This window comes from Enterococcus hermanniensis, from assembly GCF_001885945.1.
In the GTDB taxonomy this organism is placed as follows: Bacteria; Bacillota; Bacilli; order Lactobacillales; family Enterococcaceae; genus Enterococcus_A; species Enterococcus_A hermanniensis.
Window position 1 is genome coordinate 1 of record NZ_JXKQ01000016.1, and the last position, 19,941, is coordinate 19,941.

At 34.0% G+C, this 19,941-nt stretch carries 26 protein-coding genes; 23 read left to right on the forward strand and 3 right to left on the reverse strand.

The genetic code is table 11. From position 1 onward, the window contains the following. From RV04_RS11855 to RV04_RS11885, 7 genes are all read left to right on the forward strand, one after another. A partial coding sequence (locus RV04_RS11855; RefSeq protein WP_143139508.1) for a helix-turn-helix domain-containing protein occupies positions 1–1,424 on the forward strand: 1,424 nt, incomplete at its 5' end. Between the two features lie 293 nt (positions 1,425–1,717). Next, positions 1,718–2,440 carry an EAL domain-containing protein gene (locus RV04_RS11860; RefSeq protein WP_071858679.1) on the forward strand — a complete coding sequence of 241 codons (723 nt, stop codon included), beginning with the start codon at positions 1,718–1,720 and terminating at the stop codon, positions 2,438–2,440. Then, positions 2,437–3,561, forward strand: a complete 1,125-nt coding sequence (locus RV04_RS11865) for a GGDEF domain-containing protein (protein ID WP_071858680.1) — start codon at positions 2,437–2,439, stop codon at positions 3,559–3,561. Before RV04_RS11860 ends, RV04_RS11865 begins: the two co-directional genes overlap by 4 nt. Positions 3,562–3,577: 16 nt before the next feature. Next, positions 3,578–4,681 (forward strand): glycosyltransferase, encoded by a 1,104-nt coding sequence (locus RV04_RS11870; protein ID WP_071858681.1) that lies wholly within the window; start codon positions 3,578–3,580, stop codon positions 4,679–4,681. Next, positions 4,656–6,905, forward strand: coding sequence for a glycosyltransferase (locus RV04_RS11875; RefSeq protein WP_084405641.1), 2,250 nt, complete (start codon positions 4,656–4,658; stop codon positions 6,903–6,905). The genes RV04_RS11870 and RV04_RS11875 overlap by 26 nt, the downstream gene beginning before the upstream one ends. Continuing rightward, positions 6,880–8,709, forward strand: coding sequence for a hypothetical protein (locus RV04_RS11880; protein WP_071858682.1), 1,830 nt, complete (start codon positions 6,880–6,882; stop codon positions 8,707–8,709). Before RV04_RS11875 ends, RV04_RS11880 begins: the two co-directional genes overlap by 26 nt. Positions 8,710–8,786: 77 nt before the next feature. Continuing rightward, the gene (locus RV04_RS11885) at positions 8,787–9,296 is read left to right on the forward strand and encodes an SLBB domain-containing protein (protein WP_071858683.1); all 510 of its coding nucleotides are present in this window, start codon (positions 8,787–8,789) and stop codon (positions 9,294–9,296) included. A 94-nt stretch (positions 9,297–9,390) separates the two neighbouring features. On the opposite strand, the gene RV04_RS11890 is transcribed toward RV04_RS11885, so the two are convergent. The 3 genes from RV04_RS11890 to RV04_RS11900 form a co-directional block, all read right to left on the reverse strand. After that, the gene (locus RV04_RS11890) at positions 9,391–10,446 is read right to left on the reverse strand and encodes a tyrosine-type recombinase/integrase (RefSeq protein ID WP_071858684.1); all 1,056 of its coding nucleotides are present in this window, start codon (positions 10,444–10,446) and stop codon (positions 9,391–9,393) included. Positions 10,447–10,516: 70 nt separating this feature from the next. Further along, complete coding sequence (locus RV04_RS11895) at positions 10,517–11,089, reverse strand: DUF4352 domain-containing protein (RefSeq protein WP_071858685.1); 573 nt, start codon at positions 11,087–11,089, stop codon at positions 10,517–10,519. 13 nt (positions 11,090–11,102) lie between these two features. After that, positions 11,103–11,717 (reverse strand): LexA family protein, encoded by a 615-nt coding sequence (locus tag RV04_RS11900; protein WP_071858686.1) that lies wholly within the window; start codon positions 11,715–11,717, stop codon positions 11,103–11,105. Positions 11,718–11,871: 154 nt separating this feature from the next. On the opposite strand from RV04_RS11900, the gene RV04_RS11905 reads away from it, so the two are divergent. The 16 genes from RV04_RS11905 to RV04_RS11970 all read left to right on the forward strand — a co-directional run bounded on the left by RV04_RS11905 (position 11,872) and on the right by RV04_RS11970 (position 19,899). After that, positions 11,872–12,090: a helix-turn-helix domain-containing protein gene (locus tag RV04_RS11905; protein ID WP_071858687.1), complete on the forward strand. Its 219-nt coding sequence runs from the start codon at positions 11,872–11,874 to the stop codon at positions 12,088–12,090. A gap of 223 nt (positions 12,091–12,313) precedes the next feature. Continuing rightward, positions 12,314–13,060 carry a phage antirepressor gene (locus RV04_RS11910; protein ID WP_071858688.1) on the forward strand — a complete coding sequence of 249 codons (747 nt, stop codon included), beginning with the start codon at positions 12,314–12,316 and terminating at the stop codon, positions 13,058–13,060. 2 nt (positions 13,061–13,062) lie between these two features. Next, on the forward strand, positions 13,063–13,299 hold the full coding sequence (locus tag RV04_RS11915) for a hypothetical protein (protein WP_071858689.1): 237 nt from the start codon (positions 13,063–13,065) through the stop codon (positions 13,297–13,299). A 14-nt stretch (positions 13,300–13,313) separates the two neighbouring features. Then, positions 13,314–13,472, forward strand: a complete 159-nt coding sequence (locus tag RV04_RS13285; RefSeq protein WP_169818209.1) for a hypothetical protein — start codon at positions 13,314–13,316, stop codon at positions 13,470–13,472. Positions 13,473–13,729: 257 nt separating this feature from the next. After that, positions 13,730–14,191, forward strand: coding sequence for a hypothetical protein (locus tag RV04_RS11920; protein WP_071858690.1), 462 nt, complete (start codon positions 13,730–13,732; stop codon positions 14,189–14,191). Positions 14,192–14,203: 12 nt separating this feature from the next. After that, positions 14,204–14,356, forward strand: a complete 153-nt coding sequence (locus tag RV04_RS13290; protein ID WP_169818210.1) for a hypothetical protein — start codon at positions 14,204–14,206, stop codon at positions 14,354–14,356. 343 nt (positions 14,357–14,699) lie between these two features. Beyond that, positions 14,700–14,846, forward strand: a complete 147-nt coding sequence (locus RV04_RS13295) for a hypothetical protein (protein ID WP_169818211.1) — start codon at positions 14,700–14,702, stop codon at positions 14,844–14,846. Between the two features lie 35 nt (positions 14,847–14,881). Next, positions 14,882–15,217, forward strand: a complete 336-nt coding sequence (locus RV04_RS11930; RefSeq protein ID WP_071858692.1) for a hypothetical protein — start codon at positions 14,882–14,884, stop codon at positions 15,215–15,217. Continuing rightward, positions 15,210–15,920: a Sak single strand annealing protein gene (locus RV04_RS11935; RefSeq protein ID WP_071858693.1), complete on the forward strand. Its 711-nt coding sequence runs from the start codon at positions 15,210–15,212 to the stop codon at positions 15,918–15,920. The genes RV04_RS11930 and RV04_RS11935 overlap by 8 nt, the downstream gene beginning before the upstream one ends. Before the next feature lie 5 nt (positions 15,921–15,925). Then, positions 15,926–16,603, forward strand: a complete 678-nt coding sequence (locus RV04_RS11940; RefSeq protein ID WP_071858694.1) for a putative HNHc nuclease — start codon at positions 15,926–15,928, stop codon at positions 16,601–16,603. 4 nt (positions 16,604–16,607) lie between these two features. Then, positions 16,608–17,405, forward strand: a complete 798-nt coding sequence (locus tag RV04_RS11945; RefSeq protein ID WP_071858695.1) for a phage replisome organizer N-terminal domain-containing protein — start codon at positions 16,608–16,610, stop codon at positions 17,403–17,405. Next, positions 17,395–18,633 (forward strand): DnaB-like helicase C-terminal domain-containing protein, encoded by a 1,239-nt coding sequence (locus RV04_RS11950; protein ID WP_071858696.1) that lies wholly within the window; start codon positions 17,395–17,397, stop codon positions 18,631–18,633. Before RV04_RS11945 ends, RV04_RS11950 begins: the two co-directional genes overlap by 11 nt. Then, positions 18,633–18,821, forward strand: a complete 189-nt coding sequence (locus tag RV04_RS11955) for a hypothetical protein (RefSeq protein WP_071858697.1) — start codon at positions 18,633–18,635, stop codon at positions 18,819–18,821. The genes RV04_RS11950 and RV04_RS11955 overlap by 1 nt, the downstream gene beginning before the upstream one ends. Next, positions 18,818–19,150, forward strand: a complete 333-nt coding sequence (locus RV04_RS11960) for a VRR-NUC domain-containing protein (RefSeq protein WP_071858698.1) — start codon at positions 18,818–18,820, stop codon at positions 19,148–19,150. The genes RV04_RS11955 and RV04_RS11960 overlap by 4 nt, the downstream gene beginning before the upstream one ends. Positions 19,151–19,153: 3 nt before the next feature. Further along, the gene (locus RV04_RS11965) at positions 19,154–19,459 is read left to right on the forward strand and encodes a hypothetical protein (protein WP_071858699.1); all 306 of its coding nucleotides are present in this window, start codon (positions 19,154–19,156) and stop codon (positions 19,457–19,459) included. Further along, positions 19,456–19,899 carry a single-stranded DNA-binding protein gene (locus RV04_RS11970; RefSeq protein WP_071858700.1) on the forward strand — a complete coding sequence of 148 codons (444 nt, stop codon included), beginning with the start codon at positions 19,456–19,458 and terminating at the stop codon, positions 19,897–19,899. Before RV04_RS11965 ends, RV04_RS11970 begins: the two co-directional genes overlap by 4 nt. The last annotated feature ends 42 nt before the right edge of the window (positions 19,900–19,941 follow it).

Here is a 19,941-nt window from a genome sequence, read left to right on the forward strand (position 1 = left end):
CATTTTATCGTGGCCCTTTACATGAAATGTTAGAAATTACTAAAATAACACTTAATACAGATATTGATAATTTAATTAACCGAATTCCTGATTATATTCATCTTGAATATGATGCTCATGAATTAAAATTAAACTGTGATGCGGGATATTTGGTTCAAGATTTTCTATTAGAAGTGGCGAGAGATAATGTCATGTATAATTTATTTAAAAATATATTGTACAATAAAAAATTCAAACTCACTGAAATAGCAGAAATATATTTTGTCTCAGAAGGCTCAATTAGAAGTAGAATTGAACATTATAATCAAATACTAGCGCGTTTTGATTTAAAATTAAGTTTTTATGAAGTAGATTTAATTGGAAACGAAAGTAATAAACGTTATTTTTTTAATATTTTATTCACTGAGTTTCGCCAATTTTTTATGGCACATTTAGATCCTGACACCGAGGAAAATGAAAAATTATTACAAGAAATGCGGAAAATATTATCTGAAAAGCAAAAACAATTGCTAAGTACAACGTATTATAAATTGGCTAGATGGTTGTCTATTGCGCGGATTAGAATCAGTAATCAACAATACGTACAAATTTCTGCGGATAAAGTTGAAGCTATCTCCAAAGAAATAGAATTTGCAAAATTTGAACAAACGTATCGTTTGATTGAAAATAATTTAATCGAAAATACTGTTTTGCCGCTTGAAGAAATTGTTTGGGCGTATGTAACAATATTAGATACTGTTGATTATTCTGGTGAAAGTAAAAATCGTTCGATGCATCGTGATCGTCCATTTGATGAAACAGATGGAATTTTTTATCGGATGATCCAAGAAACAGCTAAATCCCTACAGATGAGCGGATATGGGGACTTTCACTTTTCCGTTTTTTCCTATTTAAAAAATATTCGTGATTTGACTGAACTTTCACCAATTTATCAATTGGCTACCGATGCGCTAGTTTCCTATACATTCCAAGAAAATATCGATATATTTGAATTGTGGAAGCAAAAAATTCTTGAATATAAAGATCAATTGTCATTTGAAATTAAATTTATAGATGGTATAGTTACTCATTTAACTTTAATAACTAGCCGATTTGTCTACTTTAGCAGAACAAATAAAAAAGTTGTGTGCTCTTTTTCTGGTGAAACGGGGTTATCAAACTTACTCGAGACTAAATTAACGGATTATCTTGGCGATTTAGTAGAATTGATTTTTATTTCGACTCATGAAATAACAGATAAACTATTGGTGAGATACAGAGCTGATATGATAATCAGTAACTATCCAATCAGAAACTGTGCTATTTTAAATTACCGAATACCATATATACCACAATCAAAAGATTATGAAGAATTAAGGAAACATATTTATGATGAGGTGAAGGAAAATACGTCTAGATCAAAGGGAATACAACAACATTACTAATTGATCTTAATCACATTAAGAGTATTTTTTCAGGCTAATAGAGAGAAAGTTTAAAGTAGAATAATAAAAACACAGAAAAAGATACATGTTTCATCACTGTATCTTTTTCTGTGTTTTTTTATTTGATAATATTTATTATATGTTTTTTCGGCTTAATTTTTTTTATAAAAAACAAAAAAATAAGCATAGATAGGATTAAAACATTATTTTAATATTATATATTATAGATTTAATTATATTATTATGATTGGTGGGCTGATTAGAAAATGAGAATCAAAGAGGACGAACAGTTTATGAAAAACAATTATCTGAAGCATGGGCTGTCAAATTTTTATTTATCACTTCAGCCAATTGTTTCTTTTTGTGAAGAGGCTGAGGAAATTGAAATGTATGAGGTATTGCTACGTTCGTCAATTACTGATGAATTTCCAAATATCGAATTTTCGCAGTTAGTTTATGATGAGCAAGGTAATACGTTTTTTTTAAATTGGTATGCAGAAAAAATTACAAATTTTTTATCAACGTATTCAAAAATCAAACTGACGTTCAATCTTCATCCAATTCAACTATCTTACGCAGGGACTTGGACATTCTTAAATACAATGAAAATTTTTAAAAAAAATATCTTGATAGAAATAACTGAACATAATATCAATATATCTGATTCACAAAGGTATTATGAAACAATTTTGCCAGAAAGTCTTAAACGCATCCAATTGTTAGGGTACTTTATCGCATTTGACGATGTGGGGATAGGATTGAATACTCTTGAATCTATTGATTTTAATATAAATCAAATTGAGATTCTAAAATTTTCGTTATTGCCATTTGAACGTGAAGAAATAACATATAAAATCCAAAAAGCGCAAAAATGGGCAGCCATTGCTAGGGGGAAAAATAAACGTTTTATTGTTGAAGGAGTTGAAAATAAAAAACTGTCCAAACAATTGATTGAGGCTAAAATTTTTTTACAGCAAGGATATCTATGGTCAAATAAGGAGTTGAAAATTAAATGATAAGCACTTTTTTGATTACAGCGTTTCTTTTTCCTTTAATGATTGCTGGATTGTTAGCTACTGCCGATTTGTTTATTCATAATATCGAAAAAAACATCGCTAATAAGTTTTTTCAAAGTATGGTTATTGTTCTTATATTGTTTACGCATCAATACTTTATTTTAACTTTTTCTCATAATCTTGTGGGATTTATTTGTTATTTGTATAGTCTTTCAATGATTGCTAGTGTCACGTTTACTAAGAAAATAGGACCGTTTTTGATAATTTTATCATCGCTGATAGAAGTTTTGTATTATAACAATAATTCAGCAATCGAATTGCCAAATATTTGGATGATCCCGTTATTTGGTACGTGTATAGCGTTGTTAGTCAAATGTTTGATTCGATTAAATATTTTTACTAAACCGTATATTTTCGCCTTAATTTATTATCCAACAATTATTCTTTCGGTTTTATTGAGTAATTACATCATTACAAAAGAGCCATTAACTCCAGAGATCTATTTGATGATACTAATGGGTAGTACACTAATTTATTTTTTCTCAATGTTTTCATATAAAAAGACCAGAATGGAAGAAAAGCAGTGGATTGAAAGAGAAAAGAGATCAAAATTTGATGAATTGACTGGATTATTCAATTATGCATCTTTTACGGAAGATTTATTAAAGTTAAATGAGCAAAAGGAAAATGTCTCTGTGGTGATGATTGATTTGGATCATTTTAAAAACGTCAATGACACATTAGGACACATTGCGGGTAACGTGCTATTAAAAGAGTTTTCAAATCTGACTCGCCAGTTATTGAAGGAAAAAACAACTATCCCATTCACTTTTTATCGCTTTGGTGGCGAAGAGTTTTGTTTGATTTTCTATTCGAATAGTACAGAAGAAATTAAAAACTTAATGGATGAAGTTCGTGAGACTGTGAAAAATTATGATTTTGATTTACCGAACTATCAAATTGGAATGATGACTTTTTCATCTGGTATTGAAACTAGCTCATCGTGTGAATTCAATCTAATGTATGCATTAGATAATGCTGACAAGGCCTTATATCAGGCAAAACGTAATGGTAGGAATCAAATTATTGTTTTTGATTCTAGAAGAAAAAAGTTGATTTAAGCGAGGGGAGATCTTTATGAATAGTACAGTAATTGTCATACCTAGTCTTGAACCAGATAAAAAATTATTAGATCTACTAACTAATTTGAAGGAACAAATTTCAACGGAAATACTTATTATCAATGATGGGAGCCCGCTCCATTTTCAACATATATTTGAAAATGCAAAGAACCAATTTTCATGTACAGTTCTTGAGCACTCTGAGAATTACGGGAAAGGGGCAGCGCTAAAAACGGCTATGCGATACATCTTAGCTAATATGCCACATATCAAACACATGGTAACAGTAGATTCAGATGGTCAACACAGATTTTCAGATATCAATAAATGCATCCATCGTGCGCAAGAAGAAAACACAGGATTGATTTTGGGAACTCGTACCTTTGAAGGAAAGGTTCCTTTTAGAAGCCTATTCGGAAATGTTCTTACTCGTAAGATATTGAAGCTTTCTACTGGAATTAATATCACGGATACACAAACTGGTCTAAGGGTGATTCCTCGTCAGTATATGAAGGAACTGCTCTCGGTTGAAGGTGAACGGTTTGAATACGAATTGCGTATGCTGATCGAGACAAAAAAACATTGTTGGCCGATTATTTGCGAACCTATCAAAACAATCTATATCAATGACAATGAAACATCTCATTTTAGAGCCATTTCAGATTCTATTTCGATTTATTCTGTTTTCATTAAATATTTATTTGATTCTGAAAGATTTCAATTTTTTAGATATTTGATCTCTGCATTATTATCCTTTACTGTAGATATTTTGGCATACGGATTACTGATAACGTTAGCTACTAATTTTACACTATCAACAGTGGTGATAGTAGCAATTTCTGCTCGGATCATGTCATCAACTATCAATTATTTATTAAATAAAAGTATAGTATTCAAAAAAGAGTCAGATTTTAGTTTGTTTAAATATTTTGGTTTAGTATTTGCTCAAATTAGTGTATCAAGTATCCTGGTGTATTTATTATCTGCTACCAGTTTTGAAAATTATTCAGTCATGATAAAAGTGATCGTTGATAGTTGTTTGTTTCTATTAAGCTATCAAATACAAAAAAAATTTATTTTTAGGAAGGAAAAATATGGTTATTCGGCTAAAAAAAACTAAAGGGTTAATATATATAATTGCATTCATTACTGCCGTAATTTATCTAGCTTGGCGTGGAATATTTACTCTACCTTGGGGAGAATCGTTATTTGCAATTGTCTTTGGTATTGGATTATGGATTAGCAAAATTATTTCTTATTTTACCGCCGTGATTCTTATTTGGAATAAAAAAAATGCAAAGAAAATAAAAAAGCCGGAAGTAGAAGAACAAGCGTTTCCTGCTATTGATGTCTTTATCGCTACTCATAATGAAACAGTAGATTTACTTTTAAAAACGGTAAATGCTGCTACACGGATGAACTATCCTGATAAAAAATTAGTACATATTTATCTTTGCGATGATTCAAACCGACCAGAGGTTGCAGCATTAGCAGCTAAATTTTCGGTTGGTTATATCGGATTGGAAGATAATCAGCATGCAAAATCGGGAAACTTGAATAATGCTTTAAATCATAGTAGTTCACCGTTGGTAGCCACATTTGATGCAGACATGATTCCGTATTCTAATTTTTTATTGGAAACTGTTCCTTATTATGTTCAAAATGCAGCAGATCGAAAAGAAGATGCAGAAATAAAACCATTAGGCTTAGTTCAAACCCCTCAGAGTTTTTATAATGCAGATCTTTTTCAATATAATTTATTCTCAGAAAGTAGTATCCCTAACGAACAAGACTTCTTTTCAAGAGAAGTGAATGTCTTAAACAATGCACAAGGAGCAGCTATTTATACGGGGTCAAATACGCTAATTTCAAGACAAGCAATTGTCGATGCAGGAGGATTCCCAACGGCGACGATTACGGAAGATTTCGAGCTGGGTATCTTGATCAATAGTAAGGGTTACACGAGTATCTCAACGGCTGAGCCCATGGCAAGTGGGTTAACACCCACAGATATCTCTAGTGTGATTAGACAGCGGGTACGTTGGGGGCGCGGAGTGGTTCAAAGTGTAAAGAATTTGCAGCTACTCACCAATAAAGATTTAACAATCAAACAAAAACTGGTCTTTTTTAATAGTTATCTTTATTGGTGGTCGTTTTTGCGTCGGTTGATTTATATTGCAGCGCCTATTTTATTTACAGTTTTTAATGTGATGGTCGTAAAAGCTAATTTTTGGCAATTACTTATTTTTTGGCTGCCCAGTTATTACTTTTTACATTTAGCGATGCAAGATTTATCCAGTGATATCCGGACCCAAAGATGGGGTGAAGTTCAAGAAACAATTATTGCCCCATACTTGGTGGTACCGGTACTACTACAAGCATTAGGGATTAAAGAAAAGAAGTTTAAAGTAACTGACAAAACATTAAAACAATCACGTAAAGATCTTTTTTATATCATTCCCCATTTATTAATGTTGGGATTAGCTGTCTATGGTTTAATCAGTTTTAACTATGGAAAATTTGGTTCAGAATTGTTTTATAGCAGTATTATTACTTTTTGGTTGTTGACACATATCTTCAACCTCACTTTTTCGGTCTTATTCTTTTTGGGAAGACCCATCCATCGCGAAACTGAGCGTTTTGACTGTCAAAATGATGTAACTATTTCTTTTTTTGATCAAACATTTATGTTGAAAACTAAAAACATTTCAGAAAAAGGCATGCTGATTGTATCGGAAAATCCTCTTTATTTTCCAGAAAAAGATCTTAAAGTCGAGATCGAAAAAAATGGTTATCAAGCGACATTTACTGGGAAGGTAGCGAGAGTCTTTCAATATCATGAGGAATGGTTCTATGGGTTAACTCTTCAGCCTAATACAGAAGAAGATTATTTAAATTATTTGCAGGTTATTTATGATGGCTTCAACCAAAGTTTACCACAATTTCGTGATGTTTGGATCACACCATTCGAACGATTTGTGATTAACATTGAAAAAAGAATATTTATCAAGCGCTTAAAGACAGACCAGGTAAAAAAGGCACCGATAATAACAATGGAAAAACACATAGCGATTAAAAATCATGAATTTATTTTTCATGAATTTGATTTTCAGCATATAACGGCGAAAACGAATCAGACTCTTCAAATTGGCGAAAACTTCACTTGGAAGTTAGGGGAGATTCATTTGCAATTAGAAGCAGAAAAAGCACTAGCAGGAAATAAATATAAATTGAAAGTAACAAATTTACACAAGGTTGCTCACCACCCTACTTTCATCGAAGAAGTAAAACAGTGGGCTAAAGAAAAGGAGATAGAAAATGTTAGTGATAATTTTGCGGCTTAGCTTGGTATTGCTATCGATCTATGGTCTATCTTTATTTTTCAAAAATGGCCTAGGAGTTGCTAAAGAATTAAGTGGACTGTCAGCAATTGCATCGATCATTTTGATATTACAAATTTTAGGTTATTTTAAATTATTAGAAGTTGGTACCTATAGTTTGTTTGTCATAGGTCTTTTATTCAGCGGATATGAAGGAATAAATAAAGTTAGGCAGAAGTCTTTTCATCTCAAACGGATTAATTGGATCATCATTTGGCTAGGACTTTATTTTGGCTTGATTGCTTCTGCGTTGATGATTAACAAGTTAGAACATTATGACAATTTTTCTCATTGGTCGCTGATCGTTAAATTTCTTTTTACAGAAAATCGTTTTCCGACTGCTTCAGATACGATTATTTCATTCACTTCATATCCACTGGGGAGTTCGCTCTTTTTATATTATGTAACTAAAATTGCTGGTTTTTCGGATCAAGTTCTTTTGATTGGACAACAAATATTTATCTTCTCGGCCATTTATGCGACATTTTCAATTTTAAGAGATAAGCAAAGGCTATTGTTTCCAGCAATCTTATTTTCTTATTTTGCGGTTATCAATTACTATAACATTGCGATTCGTATGAATAATTTATTGGTGGATTTTCTGTTGCCTTTGTTAGCGTTAGCAGCGATTGCAGGGGTTGTTACGATGAGGGACCGACCAAAGTTATCTTTGATCTATGTGATATTGATATTAGCAGTCTTAAATTTAGTGAAAAATAGTGGGCTATTCTTTTCGGTCATAGTCCTCTTTATTTATGCAGGGACTATTTTTTTATCAACTGAACATTCGATACATTCAATTTTTAAAAAAATTGGCATGATTACTTCAGGTCTAATAGGAGCAATACTGCCCATACTTGTGTGGATGTTACATGTAAAGCAGACGTTCCCAGTTTCAAAACATGAAGTGTCTGTTTCAGCGTATCAGCAATTATTAGCTGATAAAACGGCTTCTGAAGTAGCCGCTATTTGGTCAAATTTCTATTCGACTGTCTTAAATCTTTCAACGCAATCTACACAAGGAATTCTTTTAACCAATTTATTGTTGATTGGAACGGGGCTAGTTATTCATTACCGATTGAAACGTAAGACGAATATTATATGGTATTGGTTAGGAATAAATCTCGTGATCATTTGTTACTATGCTTCGATACTGGCAATGTTTTTATTTTCAATGCCGACTGATGAAGCGCTCTATTTAGCCGGTTTTGAACGTTATACTTCTAGTATTGTCATATTTGCATTGGGATTAGCCGTTTTTGTCTTGATTAATGAAATCGATAAAAATATGTATGAGCAAAGAATTGTTAAGAGAAACCATCAAGGATTTAAAAATTTGAAAACCAAAAAGAACTATCAGTACACCACGGCAATCTTGATTTTTGTTTCGACATTGTTTATTTTCTCAGAAAGCAATGGACTATTATTCAATGCTACCCAATTTGATCAATCAATTCCCAGTCGTTTCAAAAAAATGAAGTTAGATACGATTGAAAAATCTTCCGATTCCTTTCTGGTAGTCACTACAGATAAGACAGCCGTTGAGAATTATTTAGTTAATTTTGTAGGAAAATATTTTCTGTTTAGTGAAAATGTCGAAGGAAGGGAAGACTTTGTACTTGAAGAACAAGAATTCATTGAATTACTCAAGCAATACGATTATATCGTTGTATTAGAAGAACATTATACATTTAATAAATTATTTGAAAAAAATTTTGATCAATCGTTAAGGAACGGTATTCACTCAATCAGGGAACTTGGAATGTAAGGATAAGTTTATAAATACGCAAAGGAAGACTTCATTTAGTTATTTCCTTTGCGTACTTTTTTGTAAAGGAGGTTATGATGAAAGATTATTTAAAAAAATATCCATACTTATTACTCATTCCCATCACTTTATGTGGTCTCTCTTTCTTATTCTTTCAAAAAGAAGAAGAAACAATCCCTCAGTCGACGATTTTTTCAACTACAGACAGTCAATCAGTATCAGAAACCACTAATATTGTGAACCAAGAATGGTATGTTGACGTTAAGGGAGCAGTGAATAGCACTGGCATGTATCGGATCAAAGAAGGGATGCGTTTGATGGATGTTATTGAGTTAGCCGGAGGGTTTACTGCCGAAGCGGATCAAAATCAAATCAATTTTTCAAAGTTGTTAACAGATCAAGAAATTGTCTATATACCTAAAGTAGGGGAGGAAATGCCGTCTATTAACGAAGAAACAAATTCAACACAAAGCAACACGGAGCATACGAATAAAAAAATTAATATCAATACAGCAGATGCAACTGAATTACAGCAGTTATCTGGAATCGGCGAAAAACGTGCAGCAGATATTATTAATTATCGCTAGGCAAATGGCAGTTTACTGTATAATCCCTTTTATACCAACGTTTATAGCGTGTATAAAACTATTTAAAAGGCAAAAGGGGCAGAAAAGGGGCAAACTATTTTAAAGTGTTCAACTTGCTAGCGATATCGAGTTGGGCTTTTTTTGTTACATGAGTATATATTTGCATCGTAATTTTCAAGTCACTATGTCCAACTTGTTCCATAATTGCTTTTGGTGCTACTCCAAGTTCAGCTAGTAAAGAGATATAGCTGTGCCGAAAAATATGATTATTAAGATTCTTATTTATCTTCTTAGCGCCTAGACGTTCATTTGCTTTTTTTAGGGTTACGACTAAGTTATTTGGTACTCTATGTGTCCCTCTGTTTCCAACGAATATAAAACCTTCTTCTCCGAAGCCCCATTTAATTTCATTTAAGGCAATGTTAGTCTCAATTATCTCTTTAGCTCGATCAGACAAAATAATTGTTCTGTATGAGCTAGTATTTTTTGTTGGCCCTACAAATGAATTTTTAATCCCACTAAGGTAATGAAGATTTCCATGTATATCTAGCGTGGATGATTGACTATGATAATCACGATGCCTTAATGCTAACAATTCACCTATTCGCATACCTGTCAACAGCAGTAATTCATAAATATCTGCAGTTTGCCTGCATCGGGTATCTTTTCTAATTTCGTTAATCAACAACATTGCTTCATCGTATTCTAAATATTTTTGTGAGATATCTTGTTTATCGTCAATTGTGACAACAGGTTTTATCAATTTCACTCTAGCAAGAGGGCTGTCATCGATATATCCCATAGAAATAGCATATTCATAAGACAAATTGAATACGCTCTTAAAATGCTTCTTGTATCCATACGATCGATCCATAGAATCAAAATAGTTTTGAAAAAGTGGAGGGTCCGCTAAATCAATTAAAGCATCAACATATTCGAACTCCTCTTTGATTTTTGGAATGACGCCTTCATACATTCTTTTTTTGAGATTTTGATCGATTTTCTCATTTAAAATCTTACGAGCTTGTGTTTGAGCTTGCGCTGTATCCTTAGCTAATATCTTAGATACTTTTTTTGTTTTTCTGGTGTAGGGGTCAACATATCGCTCTATGTATTTAAATTTCCCATTCGGTAATTTCTCAACCCACATGGTCGTCACTCCTTAAACGAATGTATGTTCTTTTTTTGCATGATTAAAAAGCCCCGAAAGTGGGGCAAGGTTAATAACTTCCAGTCCAAGAAGCATCGGAAAAATACACTTCATAATCAGGCGTATCATTTTTAACATCAAAATACGCAACGCCGTTAGCTGATTTGCCAGGTTGGATTGTATCAGAATAAAACTCTCTAGAGTTCAGTTCTGCTTTCATGTTGTCACCGTCATAAAAATCCAATTGATGAGCAGTAACTTCGAAAGGATTGTCCCCTAAGTTCGTAACAGTAAAATTAACTTTTGCATAGTAGCCATTTTCAGGGACATAATAGTCTCCATCACCCATGTCTTTCTCGACAGAATCGATTTTAACGTCGATCATATCGCCAGACTCGCTAGTAAATGGCTGACTTTGTCCGATAGATGCAGAAACTTTAGAACTTGAACTACTTTCACTGACATCCTCAGATTCTGGTTCGTACGCTTCTTCTGAAGCTACTTGCTGTTTTGCCTCTTCAAACTCATCGTCTATATTATAGGATGACGAGCTTTCTTCTGTCTCAGCTTCATTTGTGGTCGAACATCCAGCGACCGCAATTAAAAATGAAGAGAACAATAATACCAACACTACTTTTTTCATTTTTTATTCCTCCTTAGTATTTTCTTTTTATTTCTTTTAATACACCAGCAATCCTTACATTTTCAAGTTCAGACCCAGCAAAAATTTGAGGGCTGTATGACGGATTGCTAGGTACTAACATCAATACACCGTCATTAAAATGAACGTGTTTGAGAGTTCCTTCATCTCCATTAATAATAACGACTGCAATCTGCCCATTGAATTCTATTTCATTTGTTGCTCTTATTAGGGCCTCGTCACCATTATTAATTCCGTCACCGCTCATTGAATCTCCATCTACAGTTAAAACGAAAAAATCTTCTGAATTAGAGACATTATCAAAGTATTCATACCCTAAAAATTCTTGGAAAGCTAATCCATTAGGTCCCGCCTTTACACTACCAAACTTTTTAATAGGAATTCTACCTTCCAAAGAAGGCGCTTGGGCGCCTATTAAATGCCAATAATCTATATTTAATGCATCTGCTATTTGAGGCAACCTGTCGAATGGGATATCTCTTGCTCCGGACTCCCAACGAGCAATATTAGCTCTATCAATATGCAAAAATTTAGCGAGATCAGTTTGGCTCATATTTTTTTCTGTTCTATATTTTTTTACTAATTCAACTATTTCTTTATTAGTTCTCATAACTTTCCTCCGTACCAATTGGTCAACTAAATAATAACATTTTGGACAAATAGTCACAATAATAAAATTAATTGCAATATTGTGTTGACGTAAAGTCACAAACAGGTTATTATTTGTCCATAAGCTCTTATAAAAACACGAGGAGGTGAAATTAGTGGTTGTTATAAATTTAAAACGACTTAAAGCTGAACGTATTGCTAACGGTATTACTGAAGCTGAGATGGGGAAAAAATTGAATAAAAGTTCAAGTATTATTTATAAATATGAGAACGGATCAAGAAACCTATCAATCGAAAATTTTTGTAAAATGATTGATGTTATGGGATTTAAAGCAAAAGATGTAAATATTTTTTTTGCTGACAATTGTGACTAAAAGGCACTAAAATAAATTTATATCAATTATCAAGTGACTATAAGTCTCTTTGCGTTGTGACTATAAGTCAACGGGATAAAAACTTAAAAAGAATTAAAAAGTTTGTGAAACATTACAAAAACACTCTATGAAATTCTATTTCATGAATCACTATAAATAAAGAATATTTTTGTGAAACATTTTTTATTTTTTTATTAAATAACGAACGAAAGGAACAAGAATAATGAATACACCGCAAATTTTTAATTTTGAAAAAAGTGAAGTCAGAACATTGTTAGTTAACGATACACCTTATCTTGTTGCAAATGACGTTGCTAAAACACTAGGTTACAAAAATCCAAGTGACGCTACGAATAAACATTGTAAAAAGGCAATTAAAACATGGGGTCGCGATTCGCTAGGTCGCCGTCAAGAGTTCAAGATTATACCGGAGTCGGACGTCTATAGACTAGTAATCAAGTCTAAACTTCCGAATGCAGAAAAATTCGAAGAATGGGTTATGGAGGATGTTCTCCCAGCAATCCGAAAAACAGGAAGTTATTCCAATATGCCACAATCGTTTGTTGAAGCATTACGGTTAGCCGCTGATCTTGAAGAAGAAAAATTGTTCCTCGAACAAAAAGTGGCTGAATACGAACCAAAGATTACTTACTTAGATAGTATTCTTTCCTCTACAGATTCCGTCACGACTAGTCAGATTGCAGCAGACTATGGTATGTCAGCACGTCAGCTTAATAAACTGTTGCATGGATTAGCTGTACAACGAAAAGTCGGCGATCAATGGTTACTGTACAAGAAACATATGAATCAAGGATATACGAAATCCCACACTACCGAGATCTACAAAGCTGATGGAACGCCTAAAATCGTGATGAATACGAAGTGGACGCAAAAAGGTCGGCTATTCATTTATGAGTTGATGAAATCAGAAGGATATTTACCAGAAATCGATTTACTAGAGGAGGCTTAAAAATGGAAGCAATACAAGTTACAACAGTCACTCAAAAATTCGCATGTAAAGAACAAGCGATGTTGTACTTCGGTTTTCAAAAGAAAAGTAAACGAACTTTTGAACGTTACGCAGAAGAATTCAAGTTAAATCCAAAATTTTCTAGCGGATATATTAATCCTACCGGTGGATTGCCATTGTATGAGATTGAAAAATTTGAAGCGTTTTTGAGATGGAAAGATGCGAATAAATATTTATAGAAAGGAGCATAACGATGAAAGAAGAAAAATTAACTGTAAAAATCGAGCTAATTGGAGTGGAAGAAGCTACGGCTAAAGCAGAACGATATGTCGAACTATTAAAAGAAGCCAAAACGTTGGCAGACGAATTAGCTTCAACAGAGCTTGATCTTACTTATTTAATTCAAGAGTAATCTTTTGACCGCAAGAACAAGTTACTCCAGACGTAGGGACTTTAATAGTTTTATGACATTTTGGACATTTAGCGTCAATTCCACCTTTACTATCGATTAATTCTTTAGCTAGGCCTTCAGTGTCGCTTAATTTCTTCTTCAAACTATTAAGACCTTTAATTTTAACATTTTTACCCAGAAGATTTTCACCACCTTATCAGTTATTTCAGCAGACCACTTGCTGATAAGAAAATTATACAACAGAAAGGAAGTACCACATGAAAAATAAAAAAATTGCACTAGGAGTTACCGCTGCATTGTTTCTAGGATCAACTGTAGGATTCGCCGCAGGCGCTGGGTTCTTCGATAACGCAACAACTGTAGAACAGAACATCTACAAACTAGCTAACATTGCTACGCAGAACAAACAGAAGGCAGCAGACGTTCAAAGCAAACTTGATCAAACGACTAGTCAACAAAAGAACCTGCAAGATCAACTAGACAGTTTGAAACAGCAATTGGCAAACAAGCAAAACGAGGTCAATGCGAAGCAGTCTGAAATCGAAGCTAAACAACGTGAAGTCGAATCTAAGCAACAGGAAGTCACGCAGAAACAGCAAGAGGCGGATAAGCTGCGTAATGAACTATCTAACGCTCAAAACGATTCAGCACAAAAAGACGCACGCATGGCGGAGTTAGCAAATTTGAGCCAACAGAAAGTAAATGAGTTGGGCCAGTAGGGGGTACGCAACATGAAACGACTAAATTTTCAAACGATACTGCTTTCGATGATCGCAATACCAGTTTTTACATTAGTCAATATTTGGCTGGCCTACGGCTACATTCTACTTTTCTTTTTAGTGATTGGATGGGAAAAGAAAAAGCCAACCGAGGGGGCTGACTAAAAGTGTGGAGAAGAGTTTTAAATGTAAAAGTTACTATCAGAGAAATAAAAGAATTTTCTATATGGCTCTTTCAGGACTTAAGAAAAAACAATTTCATTCCTAAGAATGCTTCTGATATCGGATTATATCTAGGAATATTAGGATTCATACTTTCGATTATAAGTATCGTACTCAAACGTTTTGGCCTTTAAATTGGCAACGCCTTGAATCGATCGTACAAAACAAAAGAAATAGACGACATTGCAACTAATAACGATAGCAAAGAAACCCAATCGGATAAAGCCAATTTTTTCACCATCCAGTTTTTAAACCATTATATCAAATTGAAAGGCGGTGATCGTGGATGAATAGAGTAGAAGCTCTAAAAATAGGAAAGATTATTGCTGATCGTTGGTGGGTTCGCAACCAATCAACAATACTAGCGCAACAAAATATTGAACGAAGAAAATTGTGGGAACAAAAAAAGCTCACTACGCCGGCAAGCAATTAGTGAGCAAACAAAGAATGATTTGAGGTGATTATAACATGCTATCAGAAAAAGAGAAAGTGAAGCTAGACGACTGCATCACAAAAGCTCCTGATGAAGAAATGAAGCCAATCAAAAATGGGTTCAGAAATACTGAGTTAAAACAGAATGTTGAATGTAATCAAGATGATAGTGAATCGCCAATTTGGAACACCGACGCTATTTGGCACTTGAAAATTGAAACTGAAATAAAAACTAAAGAGTTCTATCTACTCTTTGAAAATGCGCAAGAGACACTTGATCTTTTTGAAGAAGAAATTAAGCGAGCGGAGCTTGTGAGATATAAAAACGGTAAGGACTTCAAAAAAGAAATGGAGGAATTATACGGTGAGTGAGAAAAAAACGTTTAAAGAGATTTCTCAAACAGACTATGAAAATGACATAAAAACAAAAGAAGGCGGCACCGACAAAAAGACCGGAGATAAGATTTATTTAAAATATCTAAGTTGGGCTGCCGCTCATAAAGTCATGAAAATTATTGATCCTGATGCCGAAATTATTGAGCATGAGTTCGAGCATTATCATGTTTTAAGCGGGCAACAACAAGATTTCCTTATTACTGAATTAAAACCTTATCGTCAAACAGGAGACGGATACATGGTAAAAGTTTCAGTTATTTTATTTGGAAAAAAAGAGACTGAAAACTACGCGATTATCAATTTTCGAGGCCAACCGGTATTAAAACCAACCTCAACAGACATAAACAAAGCTTTGAAGCGAGCCTTCGTTAAGGCTTTGGCAAAACATGGAGTAGCACTGTATCTATATGAAGGCGAAGATATTCCTGATCATCCTAAAATCGATGTAAAAGAGATTGAGAAATTAGAAAAAATATTGTCTGGATTAGATGAAATCACAGGAAACGAAAATAAAAAGACACTAATAAACACAGTCAACAAGTACACGAACCAAGACAATCGTTTAGGCAAAAAGATTAAAGAAATCAGTGACATGACTTATGACCAAAGTGGACTCTTTAAAATTGCAGCAAATAAGATTCAACAAGAGTTTGAAAAACAATCAAAGTACAAGAAGTGATGTAAATGAACAACTTAACTTATCTCACAAAGATAGTGAAAATATCAGGTAATAAAATTGTATTAGAACTAAAAGAAGAATTGAATATCGACCGATTAAAGACGATTTTCAACGGTTTTGATGGCGAGCGTCAAGCAGAACTATTCATAAAAGATCCTCGTGGTTTTACACCGCAACAGAGACGCTTTGTGTTCGCTTTAATGCAAGATATATACATTTATACTGGAGAGCCTTTAGAAAGCCTGAAAGACGTGTTTTATTGGCAATTTAGGTACTTCACAGGTAAAGACATTAGTTTATCGAATGAATCGGAAAGTTCAGTAGATGAAGTATCTACATTGTCTGAATTGATATTAGATTTCATCTTTGAAAACGATATTCCATTTCGTGAAGGGTATGAGATACCACCACAAAACACACAATACTATTTTTATAAATGCGTAACGACAAGAACCTGTTGTATTTGCGGTAAAAAGAATGCTGATATTGACCATTTTGATAAAGCTTTGGGAAGAAGAAAGCGAAGTGAGGTAGACCACACAGAATTTAATTTTGCAGCACTTTGTAGAACCCACCATCAAGAAAAGCATCAAATCGGAATTGCAGCATTTAAAAATAAACATCACGTAATTGGCATTAAGCTAAGTCAAGAAGAAATCAAAAAATTAAGGATTGGAGGGTAAGAAGTTGGCAGAAATAAGTTGGATAAAACTGAAAACAACAATGTTTGATGATGAGAAAGTAAGGCTTATCCAAGCGGTGCCTGAATCCGATGCAATCTTAGTCATTTGGATACGACTTCTAGTGCTAGCTGGTAAAACTAATGATGATGGATTGATCTATATACAACGGAATATGCCTTACTCAGAAGAAATGTTATCGACACTTTTCGGTAAACCAGTAAACGTTGTTAGATTAGCCTTAGTCACATTGGAAAAATTCAATATGATCGACTTAAATACAGACGGTAGTATAGCGATCACTAATTGGAGCAAACATCAGAATATAGAAGGCATGGAGAAGGTTCGGGAACAGAACAGAATACGAGCTAAAAAGCATTACGATAAGAATAAAAATTCTAACGTTAATCTAACGTTAGACCTAACGGAGACTAACGCAACAGATATAGATAAAGAATTAGATAAAGAAAAAGATATAGATAAAGAGAAAATACCATATAGCGAGATCATCAAATACTTGAACAACAAAACAAGCAAATCATTTAAAGTTACTCAAAAATGGAAAGACCTGATCAAAGCAAGATGGAATGAAGGTCAAAGGCTTGATGATTTTAAAAAAGTGATTGATGTAAAAACAGGTCAGTGGATAAACAATCAAGAGATGAACAAATACCTAAGACCAGCAACGCTCTTTGGGAACAAGTTTGATGATTACTTGAATGAATACAGACCACAAATTAGTTCTTCAATATCTGATGAAATAGCAGAATCACAAAGAAAGATAGCTGAAGCATATGAACAATGAACTTAGTCTAGTTGCAGAAATGCTAAACAACCCATCGATCATTACGAGCATTGATATTGATTCTGAATGGTTTGAGAGTCCTCAACAAAAAATGATTGTAGAAGCACTGACTCGACTTAGAGGAATGAACTACACAACAGAACAAGTCTATCGAGAAATGAGAAGTATTGATCTGTTTAGCGCTGGCACAGTTGATGATCTCGAAACGTTAAAAGGTTTAGCTCCTCAACTAGGAATCGAAAGAGAGTTAGCGAGACAGATACACAATGCCTACTTAGACCGCAAATTACACACAGCGTCCACAGATTACGCTCAGACGCTTTCTAAAACAGACGGGGACAAGTTACAGCGACTGCTAGAAGAAAAGCGTGAGGTCAATCATATCAAGTCTGATGGCAGATTAGACGTAGCCTTTGCTGAATTTTGCGATAGCTTGGATAGACCTAGCAACGCAATGACAACTTATAAACCACTAGACGATTTCTTGGGTGGTGGAATAACAGGAGGTAAGTTGATTGTCTTGGCTGGAAGGCCTGCTACTGGGAAGACAGCTTTCGCTTTAAACATTATGTATGAGTTGTTTACTAAAAATAATGATGTGGCTTGTGACTTCTTTACTTTTGAAATGGGTCAAAATGAACTGATGACACGCTTAGTTTCTAAAGTGACTAATATCAATTCGTTACTATTCGTTGGAAAAGACAAATTAAGTCAAGAAAACAAAGTAAAAGCAAGAGAAGCATATGAGGCTATGAAGAGATCATTCGATATGCGAGTGTTCACTTCAGAGTATTCGAATTTGAATGACATTAAGTATGCAATCAAAAGGCGCATTGGAGATAAGCGCTATGTAGCTTTTGTTGATTATGCAGGACTGATAACAGTGAATGATACTCGCAAAAATGAACGACAAGTAATGAATGAAGTAACTAGAGAACTAAAAAAACTCACGACTGATTACGGCATTACGATCATTTTATTAGCTCAGTTGAGTCGTGCGGTCGAACAACGGCAAGACAAACGCCCGATGCTAAGCGATTTGAAAGAGTCAGGATCACTGGAACAAGATGCAAACGTGACTTTGTTACTATCTGCTGATGAAAAAGATAGCCAAAAGATACGTTGCGACGTTGCTAAAAATAGAGAAGGCATGACAGGTATAGCACCTTTCATTTTTGATAAAAAGCACATGGATTTCAGCATTGATTTTGATGAATGGAGAGGCTAATGGACGGTGAAACTTACCTAGCAATTCTAAAAGAAAATGAATTAAAGAGAAGCAAGTTGGTGAAGCTGCTAGAAAAGCAAGTTGCGATTTTATATGAGAACGACTTAACGGATCTAGCAGAAGAAACAAAGTGGCTTGCGATAGATATAGCTGAATATGAGAAAGAAAATGGAGTGATAGAGATTTGAGTGAATTAGAACTTCAAAAGCAGATTAAACAGGAACTGCGACGTTTAGGTCACAAATGTTGGCAAGTGGACTCAGGCAAGAAACTAACTCATAAAACAAGAGGACAAGGCTTAGAAAAAGGATTCCCCGATTTATTTGGGGCAAGAAGTACGGATGGCAAGCTGTTCTTTGTAGAAGTGAAAATTGGCAAAGGTAAGCCTTCCGAGGATCAGATTAAATTTTTAAATGCTGCACAGGATAACAAGATATTGAACGGTGTCGCTTGGAATTTAGAACAAGCAATCGAAATAGTGAATGGTGAGAGATCAATAAAAAATTTGGGGGAGTAAATAATGTTGAATATGAAAGTTTTAGACTATCGAATCACAAGTGACAGTAGTCAAGTGATTGTTAATAAGGCTCGTAGAAATCAAGATGGGGAAATATCCACTTTAATTGACAAGGAAGGCAACAAGAAAGAGTCACAGTCGCTCGTAGGATACTACGGCAACTTAAGTAAAGCTTTAGTAGCGATACAACGAGACTATGTACTATCAGAAGGTGTGATGGTAGAAACTATCAAAGATTATAAAGAAACGTTAGAAACGATTACTACAACGCTAGAAAACGAATTAGATTTAAAGGAGGACTTCAAATGATAAACAATGTAGTTTTACAAGGAAAATTAGGTAAAGATATCGACTTGAAATATACGCAATCAGGGAAAGCGGTGGGATCGGTAAGTATTGCAGTCACAAGAGACTTTAAAGATGCCAATGGAAATAGAGAGACCGATTGGATCAACCTTGTGTTTTGGGGCAAAACAGCTGAAACAGTTGCTAATTACTTTAAAAAAGGCGACGAGATTTTAGTGGTTGGAAGACTCCAAGTAAGAAATTATGAAGACCAACAAGGAAATAAAAAATATGTTACTGAGGTTGTTGTGGGTAACTTTAGTTTCCCTGGAGGAAAGAGTAAAGAAAGCCCACAAAGCAATTCTTCAGGTAATTCATATAGCAATAATCGTAATAGTAAACCAAAATATGATACATTTGGTAGCTCGTCAATCGACATCGGCGACGATGATCTTCCGTTTTAAGAAATAAAAATATTTCAATTGAATTAGGAGGGAGCTAATGAG